Annotated in this window: 19 protein-coding genes; all 19 read right to left on the minus strand. The window is 38.1% G+C overall.

Annotated elements, in window-relative coordinates; translation table 11 throughout:
• Positions 1–113 precede the first annotated feature (113 nt).
• The 19 genes from prc to acpP all read right to left on the minus strand — a co-directional run bounded on the left by prc (position 114) and on the right by acpP (position 19,950).
• Positions 114–2,147, minus strand: a complete 2,034-nt coding sequence (gene prc, locus ABXH06_RS05865; protein WP_353517590.1) for a carboxy terminal-processing peptidase — start codon at positions 2,145–2,147, stop codon at positions 114–116.
• 17 nt (positions 2,148–2,164) lie between these two features.
• A complete protein-coding gene (gene proQ / locus ABXH06_RS05870) occupies positions 2,165–2,893 on the minus strand; it encodes an RNA chaperone ProQ (RefSeq protein WP_311575771.1) in 729 nt (242 codons plus the stop codon).
• A gap of 19 nt (positions 2,894–2,912) precedes the next feature.
• Complete coding sequence (locus tag ABXH06_RS05875; RefSeq protein WP_311575773.1) at positions 2,913–3,194, minus strand: hypothetical protein; 282 nt, start codon at positions 3,192–3,194, stop codon at positions 2,913–2,915.
• Between the two features lie 5 nt (positions 3,195–3,199).
• Entirely contained in the window at positions 3,200–3,670 is a 471-nt protein-coding gene (gene msrC / locus ABXH06_RS05880) for a free L-methionine (R)-S-oxide reductase MsrC (protein WP_353517591.1), read from the minus strand.
• 97 nt (positions 3,671–3,767) lie between these two features.
• Complete coding sequence (locus ABXH06_RS05885) at positions 3,768–4,517, minus strand: SIMPL domain-containing protein (RefSeq protein ID WP_353517592.1); 750 nt, start codon at positions 4,515–4,517, stop codon at positions 3,768–3,770.
• 224 nt (positions 4,518–4,741) lie between these two features.
• Positions 4,742–5,947, minus strand: coding sequence for a 2-methylaconitate cis-trans isomerase PrpF (gene prpF / locus ABXH06_RS05890; RefSeq protein ID WP_353517593.1), 1,206 nt, complete (start codon positions 5,945–5,947; stop codon positions 4,742–4,744).
• A gap of 168 nt (positions 5,948–6,115) precedes the next feature.
• Positions 6,116–8,746 (minus strand): Fe/S-dependent 2-methylisocitrate dehydratase AcnD, encoded by a 2,631-nt coding sequence (gene acnD, locus ABXH06_RS05895; RefSeq protein ID WP_353517594.1) that lies wholly within the window; start codon positions 8,744–8,746, stop codon positions 6,116–6,118.
• 147 nt (positions 8,747–8,893) lie between these two features.
• On the minus strand, positions 8,894–10,033 hold the full coding sequence (gene prpC, locus ABXH06_RS05900; RefSeq protein WP_353517595.1) for a bifunctional 2-methylcitrate synthase/citrate synthase: 1,140 nt from the start codon (positions 10,031–10,033) through the stop codon (positions 8,894–8,896).
• A gap of 78 nt (positions 10,034–10,111) precedes the next feature.
• On the minus strand, positions 10,112–11,002 hold the full coding sequence (gene prpB, locus ABXH06_RS05905) for a methylisocitrate lyase (RefSeq protein WP_353517596.1): 891 nt from the start codon (positions 11,000–11,002) through the stop codon (positions 10,112–10,114).
• 16 nt (positions 11,003–11,018) lie between these two features.
• Positions 11,019–11,711 carry a GntR family transcriptional regulator gene (locus ABXH06_RS05910; protein WP_311575787.1) on the minus strand — a complete coding sequence of 231 codons (693 nt, stop codon included), beginning with the start codon at positions 11,709–11,711 and terminating at the stop codon, positions 11,019–11,021.
• A gap of 138 nt (positions 11,712–11,849) precedes the next feature.
• Positions 11,850–13,079, minus strand: a complete 1,230-nt coding sequence (locus ABXH06_RS05915) for a spore maturation protein (protein WP_311575789.1) — start codon at positions 13,077–13,079, stop codon at positions 11,850–11,852.
• A 439-nt stretch (positions 13,080–13,518) separates the two neighbouring features.
• The gene (locus tag ABXH06_RS05920) at positions 13,519–14,289 is read right to left on the minus strand and encodes a TatD family hydrolase (RefSeq protein WP_353517597.1); all 771 of its coding nucleotides are present in this window, start codon (positions 14,287–14,289) and stop codon (positions 13,519–13,521) included.
• A 59-nt stretch (positions 14,290–14,348) separates the two neighbouring features.
• Entirely contained in the window at positions 14,349–14,675 is a 327-nt protein-coding gene (locus tag ABXH06_RS05925) for a PilZ domain-containing protein (protein WP_311575793.1), read from the minus strand.
• Position 14,676: 1 nt separating this feature from the next.
• Positions 14,677–15,654, minus strand: a complete 978-nt coding sequence (holB, locus tag ABXH06_RS05930) for a DNA polymerase III subunit delta' (RefSeq protein ID WP_353517598.1) — start codon at positions 15,652–15,654, stop codon at positions 14,677–14,679.
• Positions 15,651–16,295: a dTMP kinase gene (gene tmk / locus ABXH06_RS05935; RefSeq protein WP_353517599.1), complete on the minus strand. Its 645-nt coding sequence runs from the start codon at positions 16,293–16,295 to the stop codon at positions 15,651–15,653. Before tmk ends, holB begins: the two co-directional genes overlap by 4 nt.
• Before the next feature lie 25 nt (positions 16,296–16,320).
• Positions 16,321–17,325, minus strand: coding sequence for an endolytic transglycosylase MltG (gene mltG / locus ABXH06_RS05940; protein WP_353517600.1), 1,005 nt, complete (start codon positions 17,323–17,325; stop codon positions 16,321–16,323).
• Between the two features lies 1 nt (position 17,326).
• Positions 17,327–18,154, minus strand: a complete 828-nt coding sequence (pabC, locus tag ABXH06_RS05945; protein ID WP_353517601.1) for an aminodeoxychorismate lyase — start codon at positions 18,152–18,154, stop codon at positions 17,327–17,329.
• A 187-nt stretch (positions 18,155–18,341) separates the two neighbouring features.
• Positions 18,342–19,580 carry a beta-ketoacyl-ACP synthase II gene (fabF, locus tag ABXH06_RS05950; RefSeq protein ID WP_353517602.1) on the minus strand — a complete coding sequence of 413 codons (1,239 nt, stop codon included), beginning with the start codon at positions 19,578–19,580 and terminating at the stop codon, positions 18,342–18,344.
• Positions 19,581–19,716: 136 nt separating this feature from the next.
• A complete protein-coding gene (acpP, locus tag ABXH06_RS05955) occupies positions 19,717–19,950 on the minus strand; it encodes an acyl carrier protein (protein WP_303452042.1) in 234 nt (77 codons plus the stop codon).
• Positions 19,951–20,087: the final 137 nt, after the last annotated feature.

The raw sequence follows: 20,087 nt of genomic DNA on the forward strand, positions 1-20,087 counted from the left end.
TTATTGCACAATAAATTTATTCTAGAAAATAATAACTATTCACCAATAGTGATTAAAAATATTTATTTAAAAAAAAACCGCCTTTACAGGCGGTTTCAAAATTGGTTTATTAGTTATTTTTTCGCAACTTTACCCAATGAAACTAAATCAAAGGTAATTTTAGCCGTTTCTGCTAAAAAAGGATCCAACTCGTCGAGTTCATCCGGTAAGTCATCTAACGAATTAACCGGCTCTTTGCCCAAAGCTTTTAAACGTTCATTTGCTCGAACTAGCTGTTTTGCTTTTCTAGCATCAGCTTTAGCTTTTCGTTTTGCTAAATTAAGCGATATCGTTTTATTATCTTTTTCAGCTTTATATTCTTTAATATCATCCAATAAATAATTAAATTCAGTATTAGATTTTATTCTTTCTTGGTGTAATGAGGCTAAATATTCAACATCAGTAGCAATATTATTCACTTGAGAATAACGAGCTTTCGGAACTTGATCCCAAGGTAAAGCATTTTCTTCCTTGCTTTCCCCCCACTCTTCTGGGTCTATCGCTGATGGAAAAGCAATATCAGGTAGCACGCCTCGATGCTGAGTACTGCCACCATTAATACGATAAAATTTTGCAATCGTGTACTGTATACTTCCTAACGGTTTTTCGTATAAATCGTAAACACGACCTAGTGGACGATGTTGCTGGACAGTACCTTTACCAAAGGTATGTTCACCAACGATTACGCCACGACCATAGTCTTGAATCGCTGCTGAAAAGATTTCCGAAGCAGAAGCACTATATCGATCAACCATCACGGTTAAGGGACCATCGTAATAGCTTACACCATCTTTATCATGATTGACTGATATACGATTAGCACCGTCTCGTACTTGTGAAACAGGACCTTTATCAATAAATAACCCAGTCAACAAGGTTGACTCAGTTAGAGAACCGCCACCGTTTCCACGAAGGTCGATAATAATTCCTTCAATATCTTGTGCCTTTAGTTTATCTATTTCTTTTTTAACATCTTGAGACAAATTATTGTAAAAACTTGGAATATTAATAACACCTAACTTTTTACTATTTTCATCGCCTTGTTTTTCATGAAAAACTTCAGATTTTGCGGCTCTATCCTCTAAAATAATTTTATCGCGAATAATCGATACCACTTTGATACTTGATTCATCAATTTCTTCACCTGAAAGGACTTGTAAACGAACTTTACTTCCTTTCGGCCCTTTGATTAAATCAACCACATCATCCAAGCGCCAACCGATAACATCTTCAAACTTTTCTTCACCTTGAGAGACGCCAACAATACGGTCTTTTGGTTTTAAGGCGTTAGATTTATCCGCAGGCCCACCGGTGACAATACTTTGGATAACGGTATAATCTTCTTCGGCTCGAAGAACAGCACCAATGCCTTCAAGAGATAAGTTCATATCCATTTGAAAGCGTTCGGCATTTCTGGGTGATAAATAAGACGTGTGAGGTTCAACAACTCGAGCAAAACTATTCATCACGATTTGAAAAACATCTTCACTTTCACTTTGTTTTAAACGACGAATAGCATATCGATAACGCTTTCCTAACACCTCTTGCACTTTGTCCCATTCTTTACCAGCAAGGGTCAAATTTAGCGCATCATATTTAACTTTTAATCGCCATAATTCATTTAATTCAGTTTCAGAGACAGGCCATTCAGCATTTTCGCGATCATAGTGATAAGTTTCGTCTATGGTAAAATCAAATGGTTTTTCTAATAACGTTAAGGCATATTCATAACGTTGTAATCGACGTTGTAAATTTAAATTATAAATATCGTAAGCAATATCGAGTTTGCCCCGAGCGATAACACTATCAAAATCTAAACGATATTTTTCAAAACCTTTAATATCATCGGCTAAAAAAACATTTCGATTGTAATCAAGTTGTTTAATATAACGATCAAATATCTGTTCAGATAATACATCATTCATCTGAACAGTTTTATAATGAGCACGAGTAAATTGTGCTGTGATACGTTTACTAGAAGCAGCATGCTGACCTTCAGGTGCTAAAATAGGTAAAGGCGTTGATTTGTCAGCAGTTGATAAAGCAAATAGGCTAACAGAGGTTAGCGATAACGATACGGCAAGTGCGATACGACAAATTTTTTGCATGCTTGCTACTCCATAAATTATTCAGTGAAAATATTTTTGACTTGAGTTTTGACAACCATTCCAGAATTAAGTTGCACACTCACTTCATTGCCAGAAACTTCGGTGATCACAGCGTCAATTGGCGAGTTACCTAATTGAACTTTTACCGCTTTACCGACTGTAACGGCATTTGACTCAACAGGTTTAAGTTTAACGGCTACTTTAGATTGTGCACGATTATTTGACTTAACGGCTTTAAATTTAGCTTTATCTTTAACTTTGTTTTTATCGTTAGACTTTTGCTGAGCACCAGTAATTTCGGGCTTTTTACCTTTATAAGGTTTTTTCCCACCATTGTCTTTATAATTTTTGTTACCAAATTTTTCTTGGCTTTCTTTTAGGGTTTTAGCAGCATAATCGGCTTGTTCTTGATCAATTTCTGCAGCTTGCTCACCGTTAATATCTACACGAAATGCACCTAACCTAATCGCTTTTAGATAGCGCCAGCTACTCGTATAATGACGGAGTGCTTGACGCAAACGTGTTTTACTTACAGTCTCATCATCGGTTAACTGTTCAGCAAGATCTTGGAAGATACCTATCTTTAATGGTTTAGCAGCACCCTCGATTGAAAAACATGCTGGAAATTTTTCCGCCAAATAAGCGATAATTTCTTTAGTGCTGGTGCGTTTAGTATTTGCCTCAACCTGAGTTCCTGTTTCTTTTGCAGTTTCTACAGGTGTTTCGCTTTCTGTTTTAGTTTCCATAATACAACTTTCTATTTATTTACTCTGTTAAATACTGATCACGATTAGCAAGCAGGTTTTGACACCAATCACTAATATCTGAACTTTCAATTTCGGCTAGCGCATCTTGCCCTATCCAATTTTCCCAAACCAAAGCTAATAATTGATTTAATACCTCTGGTTCAATGTCTTCTTCTGCATAATCATACAAAGTATGATAAATCTCATTGAGATTTTCTGCGACTAACTCTTCTTGACCGTCCCAATCACCAACTACGGCTTCTGAAACAAGAAAATCATGAATAACGACAAACTCTTTCATAATTTTTAACCTTGTGCTTTATCAATAGCTTGGCTAAAAATTTCAACAATAGTTTCGAGACCTTTTTGATCATCTTCATCAAAACGATCAAACACTACGCTATCTATGTCTAACACCGCTATAATTTGATTTTTCACTACCACTGGAATTACGATTTCAGAATTACTTGCCGCATCACACGCTATATGTCCAGAAAATTGATGAACATCGGCAATCCGTTGAGTTTTGTTTTCTGAAACGGCAGTCCCACAAACCCCTTTACCAACGGGGATCCTAATACAGGCAATTTTACCTTGAAATGGGCCTAAAACAAGCTCTTGATCAACAACTCGATAAAAGCCTACCCAATTCACTTTATCTAAAGCGTCAAACAGTAATGCACTAATATTAGCCATATTAGCGATGATATCTTTTTCATCACCAATTATAGCGCTAGTTTGCTGTGCTAACTGAGCATAGAAATCAGTTTTAAGCATAGAAATATTTCACTATTTTCAAAATGGCCATAACATACCGCGATAATACGCTAAATTAAAGCTTTATAGCAGATATATTCCTAAATAAGCAGATTATCTAATCTTCTATGGCATAAATGGCGATAACTTGAGCAGAAACTGCCTTTTGGCTGACGTTCGAACTAAATCCTGCTTTTGCCTCATTGGCCATCGCAAATCGCATCGGAGAATAATATCCTGACTCTTTTAATGATAAAAGACTACCTAATTTCACGCCTGCTTGTTGAGCGATACTGTTTGCCTTTTGCTTCGCTTTGTCAATGGCTTGAGATAAAGCTTCTTGATACAATTTTTCAGCATTTTCTATCGACATTTCAACGGGTGAAATATGGCTAACACCTAACTTAACAAGATCATCGAGTATTTGGTCGTACAGAGATAATTGTTTGAATGAAATAGTCATAGTTCTACTAACTTCAAAACGTGTTAGGCGACTGGTGTTTTCTTGCTCCGAATGTTTACCGGATAATAGTATTTTTTCTTGAGCGTTGAGCCGTTTTTGAAGCTCTTGTTGTTCAAATGTTATTGCTGGTTTTTCATAAATAGGAAAGAGTCTTACTTGTGATGAATCGATATTGTCTTCATTGACGCCACGCTTTAAAAACATTTTTACGATTCTAGTACTTTTATCGTCCACAATCATTTTCGTTTTGTTAGCACTTTTTCCTCGCTCTTTAATACTGATGGTTAAAGAAAACACATCAGGAACCGCCATCACTGAGGCTTTACCAGTAACTTCAATCCCTGTAAAAGCATGGACGTTAGGTATGACACTTAACAAACATATAACGACTAATCGTTTAAACATTTTAACTCCTAGACAAAAATCTAATTAAATGAATGAATATTTAATTCACGTTGGAACATCGGACAATGATTATTATTAATAAGTTCAGCTTAACAACTTACCTATTTCATGCAAATAAAAGCCCCATATTTATAGAAATATGGGGCTTTTATAAAGTTTAGTACTTTTAGGCTTGGCTAATTGATTTGTTATTTATGTTTTTCTTTTAAGTTAAGAATAAGTATTTAAAACGAATCTTCGGGAATGCGCACCCAGCCTTCCATTAAAATACGGGCACTACGACTCATCATAGCCTTATCAACAAGCCAGCATCCATCCTTTTTACTTGCTTTGGCTCCAACTTTTAACACGCCTGAAGGGTGACCGAAAGTGACAGACTCAGCTGCCTTTTGCTTTTCGTCCTTACTTGCAGCAAGCGCAACTATTGTGCCAGGGATTGCGGCTGCAGCGCCAATAGCAACGGCTGCCGTGCCCATCATCGCATGATGAAGTTTCCCCATCGACAGTGCTCGTACATTTAAATCTATTTCATCTATTTGAATATTTTTACCACTCGAGGTGGTATATTCCTTTGCCGATGAAACAAACGCGATTTTCGGGGTGTGTTGGCGATCAGCCGCTTCTGAAATATCCGATATTAACCCCATTTTCATTGCACCATGTGACCGGATCACTTCAAATCGTTCTAATGCAGCTTCATCATTGTTGATTGCATCTTGTAGTTCTGTACCTTGATAACCAATATCTTTGGCGTTGATAAAAATAGTAGGAATGCCAGCACTTATCATCGTCACTTCAAGCTCAATGCTGTCGAATGTACCTGAGGCTGGTACTTGTAGCACATCTTTAACATTCCCTGTTGGAAACATAGCTTCGGATGGATCAACTGGCGAGACAAATTCAACGGGGACTTCTGCAGCAGGAAATGTAACACCATCTAGCTCAAAGTCACCCGTTTCTTGTACTTCGCCATTAACTATGGGTACATTCGCAATAATGGTTTTTGCAATATTTTTTTGCCAAATACGCACTGTACACACGCCATTTTCAGGAATACGTGCACTTTCAACCAACCCAGCATTTATAGCAAAAGAGCCTACGGCAGCGGTAAGATTGCCACAATTTCCTGACCAATCGACAAACGCTTTATCAATGGCCACTTGGCCAAATAAATAATCCACGTCGTGTTCAGGCATTTCACTTTTCGATAAAATTACCGTTTTAGAAGTGCTTGATGTTGCGCCCCCCATCCCGTCAGTTTGTTTTCCGTAAGGATCGGGGGATCCTATAACGCGAAGAAGCATATTATCGCGTGCACTTCCAGCAACCTGACAACGCTTTGGTAAATCCGTTAAATTAAAAAACACCCCTTTGGATGTACCGCCACGCATATAAGTTGCCGGTATTTTTATTTGAGGAACATGAGCCATTGCTCTCACCTTTGTAAATTTATAACAATGGCACCTTGAGATCATTCAAGGTGCCGCATAAAAAACATTAGTATATAAAACGCTAATCTTTGCTCTTAGCGTCACGAAAATGATGCGCTTGATTTGTCAAGAAAACACCATTGACATAACGATTAAATCAAAAAGGCGTTATACGTTTGATTGAAGAAAATCACTGGCAAACTTTTGTAAAACCCCACCAGCGGCATGAACAATGACTTCCTCAGCTGTATCTAATCGACATTTAGTGGTTATTTCTATCACTTCACCTGCATGTTCACCTTTTTGACGTGTCATTACCACTGTCATGTTACCGCCTGGCGACGTGTTACCTTTAACGTCAAATGTTTCACTGCCATCAATATTGTAGGTATGACGCGTTTCACCGTGAATAAATTCAAGCGGTAAAACCCCCATCCCAATGAGATTAGTTCTGTGAATACGTTCAAAACCTTCTGCAACAATAACTTCTACGCCGGCTAAACGAACACCTTTAGCCGCCCAATCACGTGAAGAGCCTTGACCATAATCAGCACCAGCGATAATGATCAACGGCTGTTTACGTGCCATATAGGTTTCTATTGCTTCCCACATGCGGCTTTGTGTACCTTCTGGTTCAATACGCGCTAACGAACCTTGAATAATATTGCCTTGTTCATCCTGACACATTTCATTAAATAACTTAGGGTTAGCAAAAGTTGCGCGTTGCGCCGTTAAGTGATCACCTCGATGCGTTGCGTACGAATTAAAATCAGCTTCTGGTAAGCCCATTTTATCTAAATATGCCCCTGCCGCACTATTAAGCTGAATCGCATTCGAAGGAGATAAATGGTCCGTCGTAATGTTGTCGCCTAACACAGCTAAAGGCCGCATACCTGTCATGGTTCTTTCACCAGCAAGCGCACCTTCCCAATATGGAGGTCTACGAATATATGTGCTTTTCTCATCCCAATGATAAAGCGGACTTTTCGCTGGCTCAAATGCGCCTAAATCAAACATCGGTGTATAAACTTTCTTAAATTGTTCAGGTTTCACACAGGATGTAACAATCGCATCAATGTCTTCATCAGATGGCCAAATATCTTTTAAGGTGACATCATTACCTTGATTATCTTGCCCTAAAACATCTTTTTCAATATCAAAACGCATCGTACCGGCAATTGCATATGCGACAACTAGTGGCGGAGATGCTAAAAATGCTTGTTTTGCGTAGGGATGAATACGACCGTCAAAATTGCGGTTGCCCGATAATACAGCCGTGGCGTATAAATCACGTTCAATAACTTCTTGTTGGATCTTCGGATCTAATGCGCCAGACATACCATTACAAGTAGTACAGGCATAACCAACAATACCAAAACCTAATTTTTCCATTTCCTCTAACAGGCCTGCTTCTTCCAAATATAGTTTGGCCACTTTAGAGCCAGGAGCAAAGGATGTTTTAACCCAGGGTTTTCTCAGTAAGCCCAACTCGTTTGCTTTTTTAGCAATAAGTCCAGCCGCAACGACATTACGTGGATTAGACGTATTAGTACATGAAGTGATAGCCGCGATGATCACTGCGCCGTCAGGCATTTCACCTGCGGCTTCTTGTTGTTTACAACCTGCTAAATTTTTAGCAATTTCCTTTGAGGCTAAATCACTGGTAGCTAAACGTCGGTGAGGGTTTGACGGCCCGGCCATATTACGACCTACCGTTGATAAATCAAATGTTAACACCCGTTTATATTGAGCATCTTTTAAATCATCCGCCCATAGCCCTGTATGTTTAGCGTATGTTTCTACTAAGGCTACTTGCTCTGGCTCTCGTCCAGTCAAAGTTAAGTAATCGATAGTTTGCTGATCAATATAAAACATTCCAGCTGACGCACCGTATTCTGGCGTCATATTTGAAATGGTGGCACGATCACCAATCGTTAAATCAATGGTGCCTTCACCGAAGAATTCTAAATAACTAGAAACCACTTTTTCATTTCGTAAAAACTCGGTGATCGCTAAAACGATATCGGTCGCTGTGATACCCGCTTGTCGTTTACCGATTAATTTTACACCAACAATATCAGGTAAACGCATCATTGATGGCCGACCTAACATAACGGTTTCAGCCTCAAGACCGCCCACACCAATAGCGATAACGCCTAAAGCGTCAACATGTGGCGTATGAGAATCCGTACCAACACAAGTATCAGGGAAAGCCACACCATCTCTGACTTGAATGACAGGTGACATTTTCTCTAAATTTATTTGATGCATGATACCGTTACCCGCGGGGATAACATCAACATTTTTAAACGCGGTTTTTGTCCATTCAATAAAATGGAAGCGATCAGTATTTCGTCGATCTTCAATGGCGCGGTTTTTCGCAAACGCATCGCTGTCAAAACCGCCATGCTCGACAGCTAATGAATGATCAACAATCAATTGGGTTGGCACAACGGGATTCACCTTTGCAGGATCACCACCTTGATCAGCAATAGCATCACGTAATCCGGCTAAATCAACCAATGCTGTTTGACCAAGAATATCATGACATACTACTCGCGCTGGGTACCAAGGAAAATCTAAATCTTGTTTATTATCAATGATTTGTAGTAATGCAGCTTTTAAATCGTTAGGCGCGCATTTGCGAACTAACTGTTCCGCTAATACTCTTGATGTATAAGGCAATCTTTTATAGGAACCCGGCTTAATGTTTTCGATGGCTTCTCGGGTATCAAAAAAATCTATCGTTGCACCATTTGGCTTATAACCGGGTAAAGGTTTTCGATAATCGTAATTCATAATGTATCCAATTTTATCTATGGAAAAAGGAGCAATTAATACTCCTTTGAAATTGACTGCTAACAATTAAGAGGCCGTTATTTAAGTAACAACCTTTTTAAATAGCGGTTAGTTTACCGTTGAAAATAACGACAAATTCACCTTAAATTATCTTTCAGTAATAGGGATGACTTTACGTGGCTCTGAGCCAGTATAGTCAGCTGACGGTCGAATGATGCGATTATTTGCTCGTTGCTCCATCACATGTGCCGCCCAACCGGTTAATCGTGACATCACAAAAATAGGAGTAAATAACTTGGTTGGAATGCCCATATAGTTATAGGTTGAGGCATGGAAGAAATCAGCATTACAAAATAACTTTTTGGTATCCCACATAAATTCTTCACAGGCCACTGAAATGTCATATAAAGACGTGTCGCCATTTTCAGCAGCTAACTTTTCAGACCATTGTTTGATAATAACGTTACGTGGATCTGACGTACGATAGATAGCATGACCAAACCCCATAATTTTTTCTTTACGTGCCAACATACCAGCCATTTGCTCTTTTGCGTCAGCTGGAGATTTAAATTTTTGAATCATATCCATGGCCGCTTCATTCGCGCCGCCATGAAGTGGACCACGTAGTGAACCAATAGCGCCAGTGACACAAGAAAACATATCAGATAAAGTTGATGCACAAACACGTGCGGTAAACGTAGACGCATTAAATTCATGTTCAGCATATAAAATTAAAGACACGTCCATAACACGACGATGTTGCTCAGAAGGCTCTGTTTGATTTAACAAACGTAAAAAGTGCCCTCCTAATGAGTCTTCATCCGTAACACAATCAATTTCAACATTGTCATGACTAAATTTATACCAGTAACACATAATGGCAGGGAAAGCGGCTAGCAATCGATTAGCGGCTTTATTTTGCTCTGAAAAATCTTTTTCTGGTTCGATATTCCCTAAGAATGAACAACCCGTTCGCATGACATCCATTGGGTGAGCATTTGCTGGTATACGCTGTAACACTTCTTTTAGTGCTTGTGGTAAATCACGCATTGCAGCAAGCTCAGCTTTATAAGTTGCCAATTCTTGAGCATTAGGCAATTCACCATTAAAAAGTAAAAAGGCCACTTCTTCAAAGGTGGCATTGTCAGCCAAATCGGCGACATCATATCCACAATAAGTTAATCCTGAACCAGACTTACCTACCGTGCAAAGTTTAGTTTCGCCTGCACTTTGACCACGTAAGCCTGCACCGGTTAATTTTTTAGCATTCGAATTTTCTTTAGACATTGTAACTTCCTCATATTTCTAATTTTTTATGCGTTATCGCAAGCATTTTATTTGGTTACATGTAACCGAGCATTGCTTTTATTTATTTTTCTCTTCGGAAAATAACGCATCTAATTTTTGTTCATAATCGTGATAACCAAGGTAGTCATACAAATCCATACGGGTTTGCATATTGGTAATTTCTGCCTTTTGGTCACCATCAGTTAATAAGGTTTTATAAACAGACTCGGCTGCTTTGTTCATTGCACGAAATGCCGATAATGGATAAAGCACCATAGCGCAGCCCCACTCACCTAATTGAGTTTTATTCCATAATTCTGTTTGGCCAAATTCTGTAATATTTGCTAAAACAGGAACATTTAAGTTTTCAGTAAACGCGCGATAATGCTCTTCCGTTTTAACGGCTTCAGCAAAAATACCATCAGCACCAGCTTCAACATAAGCTTTAGCACGCTCAAGAGCAGCTTCTAGACCTTCTTGGGCAAAAGCGTCTGTGCGCGCCATAATAAAAAAGTCAGCATCAGTTCGTGCATCAACTGCCGCTTTGATGCGATCAACCATTTCTTCCGTTGAAACAATCGCTTTATTAGGACGATGACCACAACGTTTTTGCGCGACTTGATCTTCAATATGTACTGCTGCGGCACCAGCTTTTTCCATATCACGAATAGTTTTTGCAATATTGAATGCTCCACCCCAACCCGTATCGATATCAACTAATAAAGGTAAACTTGAAGCGGAAGTAATACGTTGTACATCAGCAATCACATCATTTAACGAAGTCATGCCTAAATCTGGTAAACCGTATGACGCATTTGCGACCCCCCCACCAGATAGATAAATAGCCTGATGGCCTAATTGTTCCGCCATCATTGCGCAATAAGCATTGATAGTGCCGACCACTTGTAAAGGCTTATTATTAAGAAGTGCTTGTCTAAATTTAGCACCTGGAGATAATTTTACAGACATAAAAACGTCCTCTTGGTTAATGAGTGTTGCTGTTTTTTTCAGCAATTTTATTTTCGATATTTTTCCGTGAAGCTGCGATATGACGCCTCATTAATATCTCAGCAAGTTCGCCATCCCTATCAGCAATCGCCTCAATAATGCGCGAATGTTCCTCAAAAGCTTTACTGGCTCTTGGACTATTCATGCCAAATTGGCAACGATACATTCGAACTAAGTGATAAAGTTGACCGCATAAAATATTGATCAGCTGTTGATTATGACTACCTAGAATAACTTTATAATGAAAATCAAGATCACCCTCTTCTTGATAATAGGCTGTTCCTTCTTTAAGCGCTTGCATACTGGCATGCTGCGTTAATATGTCTTTCATCTCGCTTATTTCACGATCTGTCATATACATAGCAGCTTGTCGACACGCCATGCCTTCCAGTGATTCACGCACCACATAAATTTCAAGTAACCCTTCAATAGAACACTCAACGACTTTTGAGCCTATGTTTGGTTTACGTTCAATTAAATGGCACTTCTCTAATCGATTAAGCGCTTCCCTTAGCGTAGAACGACTGATTTGATATTGCTTCGCCAGCTCTGGCTCGCTTATTTTACTGCCAGCAGGAATATGTCCTTCGACGATCGCATGTAACATGCGTTGAAAAACTTTATCGGCAGTGGTCACTGGAGTTTGTAATGTAGGGTTTTCTAACGCCATTATTGTCGACACTTATAAATATTTACAACGATAATAGTTGAAATATTGCTTTAGTCAAGTACAAACCCACTATATTGTCGACAATTTAAAAAATAAAATCATCTGTCACGTGGTTGAAAGTAAGCAGAGATAGGTTGATTAACCAAAGAACCAATAACAAACAAAAACTGCGGCAGAAATTCCGGCAAGATCAGCAAATAACCCGCAAGTGATAGCATGTCGGCTATAACGAATACCTACAGAGCCGAAATACACAGCAAGTACATAAAACGTCGTTTCAGTAGAGCCTTGAACGATAGACGCTAATCGCCCCGCGAAGGAGTCTGCACCATGAGTATTCATGGTTTCTATCATCATAGCTCTTGCGCCAGAGCCACTTAACGGTTTGATAATTGCAGTCGGTAATGCGTCGACAAACCTACTATCAAAACCTAAAAAGATAATAACTTGCCTAAAAGTGTCGACAATTAACTCAAGCGCGCCACTAGCTCTAAAAACACCGATGGCACATAACATTGCTAATAAGTATGGAATCAGTTTAATACTGGTTTCAAAACCCTCTTTAGCGCCTTCAATGAAGCTATTATAAACATCAACTTTTTTTCGCATAGCGCTAAGGATGAAAATAACCAGCGTGAGAAATATCAATAAATTACCAAATAACGAAGACTGTTGTGCTAAGGCTTGGGCTGTTAAGGTTGAAAAATATACGGCTATTCCGCCAATAACGGCGATACCTGCAGAAAGATAAAGTAACACGACTTTATCATACAGTTTTATTTTTTGAATGGTCGCAACTGCCAGCAAACCGGCAATGGTCGAAGCAAAGGTGGCTAACAAAATTGGGATAAAAACATCGGTAGGGTTTACCGCACCTTGTTGAGCACGATAGACAAACACAGCAACGGGAAATAAAGTCACAGAAGATGTATTAAGCACGAGAAATAAAATTTGTGCATTACTAGCGGTATCTTTTTTTGGATTTAGTTGTTGTAAGTCTTGCATCGCTTTTAAACCTAAGGGCGTTGCAGCATTATCTAATCCTAAGAAATTAGCCGAAAGGTTCATGGTCATAGAACCCATTGCTGGGTGTCCTTTAGGCACCTCGGGCATGAGTTTATTAAATAAGGGGGAAATTGCTCGAGATAATTTTTCGATTAATCCGGCATGCTCTGCTACTTTCATCATCCCAAGCCAAAAACTTAAAATACCAATCAAGCCAATGGCGATATCAACCGTCACTTTTGACATATCAAAAATTGCAGTTACTAATTGCTCAAAAATCAGAATTTGATCTAAGACTAACCATTGATAAAGTGCACTTATAAAGGCAATAAGGAAAAAGCTGATCCAAAGACGGTTTAACACGGTATATTTCAATTATTTAAGGTGAAAACATTATCATTGCATAGTTAATTAGAGACTTAAATACATAGTTAGGAATTCCTTCCCTGAAAAGCTGTGAGTAACTTGTGAACTAACCGTACAAAAGCGGTGAACATCATGTGACAGCAATATCGTAAAACTTAATAATCACCTTTATTTACAATAAGTTAAATTTAATTAAAAATAAAATTAGCAATTAGTAAACTTTGCACTACAATTAACTTTACAGATGAATTATTAACCAATAATGCTCGCAAGCTTTCTATTGTTTTAGTAACAAAACCTGTTAATTAGCGCACGGCTCATCTCCTTTTTGAGCCATCCCCTAAGCCCGGAACTAGGTGTAGTTTCGGGCTGTTTTTATCGGCACAATTAAACCGTCTTTTGCCAAAAATAAATAATATTAGAATGACGAAGTGGCTTATTTCAATTTAAATAGTCGATTGAAATTTTCTGTGGATACTTTAGCAATATGCTCAACTGATTGTCCTCGAATGCTCGCTAAATGTTTCGCGACTTCAACAACATAGGCTGGTTGATTCTGCGTACCTCGATGAGGAACGGGTGCTAAATAAGGTGAATCAGTTTCTATTAAAATTTTATCATCCGGCACTTGCTTGGCCACTTCCCGTAATGCACTGGCATTTTTAAACGTAACTATACCGGAAAATGAGATATAAAAGCCCATTGCAATGGCCTGCTCTGCCATTTCCCAGGTTTCAGTAAAACAATGAAGGATCCCACCAACATTTTCCGCGTTTTCTTCGCGTAAAATATCTAGAGTGTCTTGCTGTGCATCACGAGTGTGAATAATTAATGGTTTATTCAACTGATTAGCAACTCGAACGTGTTTACGAAATGAATCCAGTTGCACCGCTTTTGTTTCAGGGGCATAAAAATAATCTAACCCCGTTTCACCAATGGCCACTACTCTTGGAGATTGTGATAATTCAGCCAAAAGGTTTTGATCCACTTCGTCACCTTGATTTAAAGGATGAGTACCACAAGTTAACAATACATTTTCGTATTTTGCAGTTTGCTCTGCCATTGACGGAAAATCTTCTAAGGTAACACTGACACATAATAGTTGATTTACCTGTGCCAATTGTGCAGCAGAAATAACATTATCTAAGTTGTTATCAAATGAAGTCAGATCTAGACGATCTAAGTGGCAATGTGAATCTATGTACAACGAAGTACTCCCATAAAATTTAAATTGAGTAAGAAAAATAATTAGCCAGTAGGGCAATTTTACATGGTTAAAGTCGCATCTGATGAATTGAGAAGTCTGCCAATGGCCTTTTCAATTTGACTGCGCATATTATCGGGATCTTTGACAAATGTAATGCCTATACCTGCTGGAGTACCATTTTGTACCCCAATAGGGGTTAGCCAACAAACTTTCCCGATAATTTGTGACGGCTCTAATGAATCGGGTAACAACACTTGTAATTCAATATCGACATCTAATTCAAAGTGTTCGGTTGTTCTAACGAATAAACCACCATTTTTTACAAATGGCATATAAGATTGATATAAATCTCGATCGTTGACAAACTCTAAGTACAAATGTTCCATATTATTCCTCTACTGCATTCATAGTTATCCAAATATCAACTAACAACTTCTCTAAGCGATATTCTATATTTAATTGGACTAAAGTAAGCCGTTGTTTATTAAATTGCTTGATCAATAAATAAACTTGCCATAATTTTTCTTTGTTGTCTGTTAAGTATTCTAATAATTTCTCATCAGAAAGACCATCAACAGTTAAACGGTTTATCCAGCTAGTTTCAGACCTCATCAAATTCGTGATAACTCTCTCTAACCAATTGACACTGTTTTCATTGGCGTTCATTTGATTTAATAAAGTCATTCTCTGATTTTTATCAATTAAAAATCGAATGAAACTCTGACTAAATTGCAGATATTGTTGAGCACATTCTTCATCTTTAAGTTCTGATAAATGTGTTAAGTTAATAAAAGGATCTTGCTCAGCCTGATGGTTATCTAAATATTTTAATAACTCATTCCCTGTCGGAGGCTTGAGTTGTATATGGCGACAGCGACTAATAATAGTTGGTAATAAACGTTGCTCATCATGTACTAATAAAATAATAAAACTATTGTTCGTTGGCTCTTCCAACGTTTTTAACAATGCATTAGCTGCTGATTCTGTCATCGCTTCTGCATTTTCTATTATGACTACCTGATTGCTGGCTAATTGCGCGGTTTTTTCAAAAAAACGGCTGACATTTCTGATCTGATCGACACCAATACTAGTGCTTGTTAACTCGATATTAATATGATCAGGGTGTGTCTGTTGTTGATATAAATTACAAGACTTACATTGACGACATGGAATGTTTTGTAAATTTTCCAGACTCCCCAAGTGCTCGGTTTGTATCGTTTGGCATAATAATGTATTGGTTAACCAGCGAGCTAATTCTGTTTTACCTGCACCTTGCACACCTGACAAAATCATCGCATGAGGCAAACTTTGTTGTTTTAACAGCTCAATAAAATGAGTTTTATTGTCAGCTAACCAAGGTTTCATTTATCACTTTCCAAAGTGCTTTTAATAAAACTGGCAACTTGTTGTTGGATATTTTGATGAACCGTTACCATATCCTCTCCAGCATTAATCGTGATGATAGTATTGTCATTTTTTGCCAGTTGACAATATTTATCACGAACCCGATGAAAAAAATCAATCTTTTCTTGCTCTATTCTATCAAGCTCACCTCTAGCCTCTGCGCGAGATAAACCTTGCTCAGGTGAAATATCAAGATATAAGGTTAAGTCTGGTTTGAAACCTTTGAGTGTAACGTTTGCGATCATATCCATGACATTATCATCAAACTGACGCCCGCCCCCTTGATAGGCTCTTGAAGAAAGATCGTGACGATCTCCTATGACCCATTTGCCTTCATTTAAAGCTGGCAATATACGATTTGCTAATAATTGACTTCGCGCCGCATACATTAATAACAATTCAGTTTCTTGCGTCACCGTTTCATTATGATCAGCAGACTTAACGATTTCACGTAACGACTCGGCTAATAAAGTTCCACCTGGCTCACGAGTGGTAATATACTCTTGCTGATACTCTTCTAAGGTTTTTTTCACCACTTCAATGGCTGAAGACTTTCCTGCGCCTTCAATCCCTTCAATGACGATAAATTTTCCAATACTCATAAAATCTCTTAATTACTCAGTTTGTTTATTTACCCAACTGATACTTGGCTACGGCCTTATTATGTTCAGCTAAAGTCGTTGAAAATATATGTTTTCCTTGACCGTTACTGACAAAATAAAAATAATCAGTTTCTTCGGGATGCATTGCTGCTTCAAGTGCTGATAAGCCAGGCATTGCTATAGGTGTTGGAGGCAATCCATTTATACGATAAGTATTATAGGGAGTCTTTTCTCGTAAATGTTTTCGTTTAATATCTCCCTGATATCGCTCACCTAAGCCATAAATCACGGTTGGGTCTGTTTGTAAGCGCATGTTTTCATTTAATCGGTTAATAAATACAGACGATATCCTTCTATGTTCAGAGAATTGACCACTTTCTTTTTCGATAATAGAAGCCATAATTAATGCTTGATACGCATTTTCATACGGAAGTCCTATCGCTCTAGTATTCCAAGCAATATCTAATTGCTGCTTCATTTTTAAGTAAGCTTTTTTAAGTACTTCTATATCCGTTGTTTTATACGTAAAGGCATAAGTATCAGGAAAAAATAACCCTTCTGGGTTTGCTTGTTTAATGCCAAAAGACTCTAGCATTTGACTAATTGATTCCGGACTTTGTAAGCGCTGTGTTATCTCGCTACGCTCTTTTAATTGAGCTAACCATTGCTTAAATGTAGAACCTTCGACAAACGTAATAAAATATTGATGTTCATCGCCTTGCGCGATCATCGATAAAATTGACCGATAGCTTTGGCCTGGCTTTATTAAATAAGTTCCAGCTTTTATTTGCGCATACTGGTTATTTAATCGAATATAATTTCTTAGCCAAAACCTTGTTGCCACTACGCCATTATTTTGCAATTTTTTAGTGAAGCGATTAAACGTTGTACCAGGTTCTATGGTAATGAAGGTTTCTTTAACCAGTAAATTAGTATCATTAATTTTTAGATAAGTAACTGCCACTAAAGCAATGAAAAACATGCAAACGATAAAAAATCCAGCAATGGTAATTTTTGTTAATCGAGTCAAATTAACGATCCTTTTCACATTCTTTATCAAGAAAATAATTGAAGTATTGGTGACGATAGTGAATAACTGAGTCAGTATCTAATTGGTTATTATTGAATTTCTTTACTGGAACAATCCCCATCACACTATTACATATAAACATCGCTGAAATATCGGCTAAGTCAGACATTTTTTCTTTTACTTGTTTGATGCTAGTATCAAACGACAGTATATTTTGACGATAAAGCCCACGAACTCCAGCATCGTCTAAAACGGGAGTGAAAACTTGCTCATCGCGCAGCCAGAATATATTAGCGCAACTGGTTTCAACGACAAAGCCATTTAAATCACACACTAATAAATCATCAGCCGGCGTATTATCTAATTCATCTCGAATTAAAACTTGTTCAAGGCGGTTGAGATGCTTTAACCCTTTTAATAAAGGATTTAACCCTAACTGAATATGACTATTAACAAGACTTATCCCTTGTTCCGACCAAGCTTGATAATGTGTAGGCATATCATGAATTGAGACAATAACTTGAGCTCCACTAACACCTTGACGAGAATAACCTCTGCCACCGGATCCTGCGGTGACAATAATTTTTAAAACTGCCGTAGTAAAACCTTTGGCCACATTTACAATTTCATCAACGAATGCTTGGCTTTGAATGAAGTTTATTTTCAAATAATGACAGCCCTCAGCAAGGCGATTAAGGTGTGCTGATAAAAATTGAACTTGGCCATCAACAATTTTTGCTGTTGTGAAAATGCCATCACCGTAAGCAATAGATCTATCACTGATATCAATTGAAGATTTTGGTTGACCATTTACTGAATAATAAAGCATGCATCACTCATGGTTTGATAATTAATTAGCACAATTGTGAATCTTTAAATTTGAAACTTTGTCATTGTATTTACAAATAAGCCTGAATACCACTACAGTATTCAGGCTTATATACTTTTTCATTTCAATTGCTTCGTTTCAAGCGATTTACTGCTAAATCAATCGCTAACATTAATACACAGGCAAATTAATTGACTTTTTTCAGTACTAAAGTACCGTTTGTGCCACCAAAACCAAATGAATTACATAACGCATATTCTAATTCAACATCTCGGGCACTACCGCGAATATAATCAAGATCACAGCCTTCATCAGGATTATCGAGGTTAATTGTCGGTGGCACTTGATTATTAAATAACGCTTGCGCGGTAAAGATTGCTTCAACAGAGCCCGCGGCCCCTAATAAATGACCAGTCATCGATTTAGTCGACCCCATCATTGTCGAATAAGCAGCATCTCCAAAGACTGATTTAACGGCATTTGTTTCAGCTTTATCACCCGCCATCGTCGAAGTGCCGTGCGCATTAATATAACCAACCTGCTCTGCATTAATCTTGGCATCACGTAGAGCATTTTTCATGGCTAACGCACCTCCAGCGCCATCACTTGGCGGTGAAGTCATGTGGTAAGCGTCACCACTCATACCAAAACCAACAATTTCTGCATATATCGTTGCGCCTCGCGACTTAGCATGTTCATATTCTTCAACAACAACAATGCCAGCACCATCACTAAGCACAAAACCATCACGGTCTTTGTCCCACGGTCGACTTGCTGCTTGAGGGTCATCATTGCGTGTAGAAAGAGCTCTTGCAGCACAAAAGCCACCAATACCTAATTCCGTTGATGCCTTCTCAGCACCACCAGCAAGCATTGCATCTGCATCACCATGCATGATCATTCGAGCTGCGTGACCAATATTGTGCACACCTGAAGTACAAGCCGTGACAATCGCAATATTAGGACCGCGAAGCCCTAGTTTTATCGATAAATGACCTGCCGCCATATTTAAAATAGTCGATGGGCAAAAAAATGGTGAAAGCTTTCTTACGCCACCTTTGAGGTATTTGGTATGATTTTCTTCAATTAAAGACAAGCCACCGATACCCGAACCTACCGCAACACCGATACGTTCAGCATTATCTTCTGTGACTTCTAAGCCAGAATGTTCAAAAGCTTGAATACCTGCAGCAAGGCCGTACTGAATGAATAAATCCATTTTTTTAGTATCTTTTCTGGCGATACCAAATTGTTCAGGATCAAAACCTTTTACTAAACCCGCAAATTTTGTTGGAAAATTACTAACGTCAAAATGCTCAATCGCACCAATACCGCTATTTCCCGCTAATAAATTTTGCCATGTAGATTCAGCATTGTTTCCCAATGGGGAAAGCATACCATAACCGGTAATTACAACACGTCGCATAGGAAGAGTTGCCTCCGATAGAATTGAATATTTGAAAGAGTTGGATTTGTCTTTATATACTCAGCTTTTATTGAGATATAAAAACAAAATAGGCGGTAATTATACCGCCTGATTCATCACTATAAACGAGCTAATCTTACTGGTTAGCAGTAACGTAATCGATAGCTGCTTGAACAGTTGTGATCTTTTCAGCTTCTTCGTCAGGAATTTCTGTATCAAATTCTTCTTCTAACGCCATTACTAATTCAACTGTGTCTAAAGAATCTGCACCTAAGTCATCAACGAATGAAGCTTCTGTTTTCACTTCGTCTTCGCTTACACCTAACTGCTCAATAGTAATTTTTTTTACGCGTTCTTCGATAGTACTCATTTTTTTTCCTTTACTAGAAAATACAATTTTTCAAAATTGCGTGTAGTGTATTCGTCTAAAGCGTCCCTTGCAAGCTTCTAATTTTGCTTTTTGCACTGGTCTAACCTTTAGACATAAATTTAATTATAATTTTTTAT

Origin of the sequence: Thalassotalea sp. SU-HH00458 (assembly GCF_040362795.1) — a bacterium.
Lineage (GTDB): Bacteria > Pseudomonadota > Gammaproteobacteria > Enterobacterales > Alteromonadaceae > Thalassotalea_H > Thalassotalea_H castellviae.

Excerpts from the sequence above, each read along its gene's own strand:
- prc (WP_353517590.1), bottom strand. The coding sequence starts at position 2,147 with ATGCAAAAAATTTGTCGTATCGCACTTGCCGTATCGTTATCGCTAACC.
- proQ (WP_311575771.1), bottom strand. The coding sequence starts at position 2,893 with ATGGAAACTAAAACAGAAAGCGAAACACCTGTAGAAACTGCAAAAGAA.
- ABXH06_RS05875 (WP_311575773.1), bottom strand. The coding sequence starts at position 3,194 with ATGAAAGAGTTTGTCGTTATTCATGATTTTCTTGTTTCAGAAGCCGTA.
- msrC (WP_353517591.1), bottom strand. The coding sequence starts at position 3,670 with ATGCTTAAAACTGATTTCTATGCTCAGTTAGCACAGCAAACTAGCGCT.
- ABXH06_RS05885 (WP_353517592.1), bottom strand. The coding sequence starts at position 4,517 with ATGTTTAAACGATTAGTCGTTATATGTTTGTTAAGTGTCATACCTAAC.
- prpF (WP_353517593.1), bottom strand. The coding sequence starts at position 5,947 with ATGGCTCATGTTCCTCAAATAAAAATACCGGCAACTTATATGCGTGGC.
- acnD (WP_353517594.1), bottom strand. The coding sequence starts at position 8,746 with ATGAATTACGATTATCGAAAACCTTTACCCGGTTATAAGCCAAATGGT.
- prpC (WP_353517595.1), bottom strand. The coding sequence starts at position 10,033 with ATGTCTAAAGAAAATTCGAATGCTAAAAAATTAACCGGTGCAGGCTTA.
- prpB (WP_353517596.1), bottom strand. The coding sequence starts at position 11,002 with ATGTCTGTAAAATTATCTCCAGGTGCTAAATTTAGACAAGCACTTCTT.
- ABXH06_RS05910 (WP_311575787.1), bottom strand. The coding sequence starts at position 11,711 with ATGGCGTTAGAAAACCCTACATTACAAACTCCAGTGACCACTGCCGAT.
- ABXH06_RS05925 (WP_311575793.1), bottom strand. The coding sequence starts at position 14,675 with ATGGAACATTTGTACTTAGAGTTTGTCAACGATCGAGATTTATATCAA.
- holB (WP_353517598.1), bottom strand. The coding sequence starts at position 15,654 with ATGAAACCTTGGTTAGCTGACAATAAAACTCATTTTATTGAGCTGTTA.
- tmk (WP_353517599.1), bottom strand. The coding sequence starts at position 16,295 with ATGAGTATTGGAAAATTTATCGTCATTGAAGGGATTGAAGGCGCAGGA.
- pabC (WP_353517601.1), bottom strand. The coding sequence starts at position 18,154 with ATGCTTTATTATTCAGTAAATGGTCAACCAAAATCTTCAATTGATATC.
- fabF (WP_353517602.1), bottom strand. The coding sequence starts at position 19,580 with ATGCGACGTGTTGTAATTACCGGTTATGGTATGCTTTCCCCATTGGGA.
- acpP (WP_303452042.1), bottom strand. The coding sequence starts at position 19,950 with ATGAGTACTATCGAAGAACGCGTAAAAAAAATTACTATTGAGCAGTTA.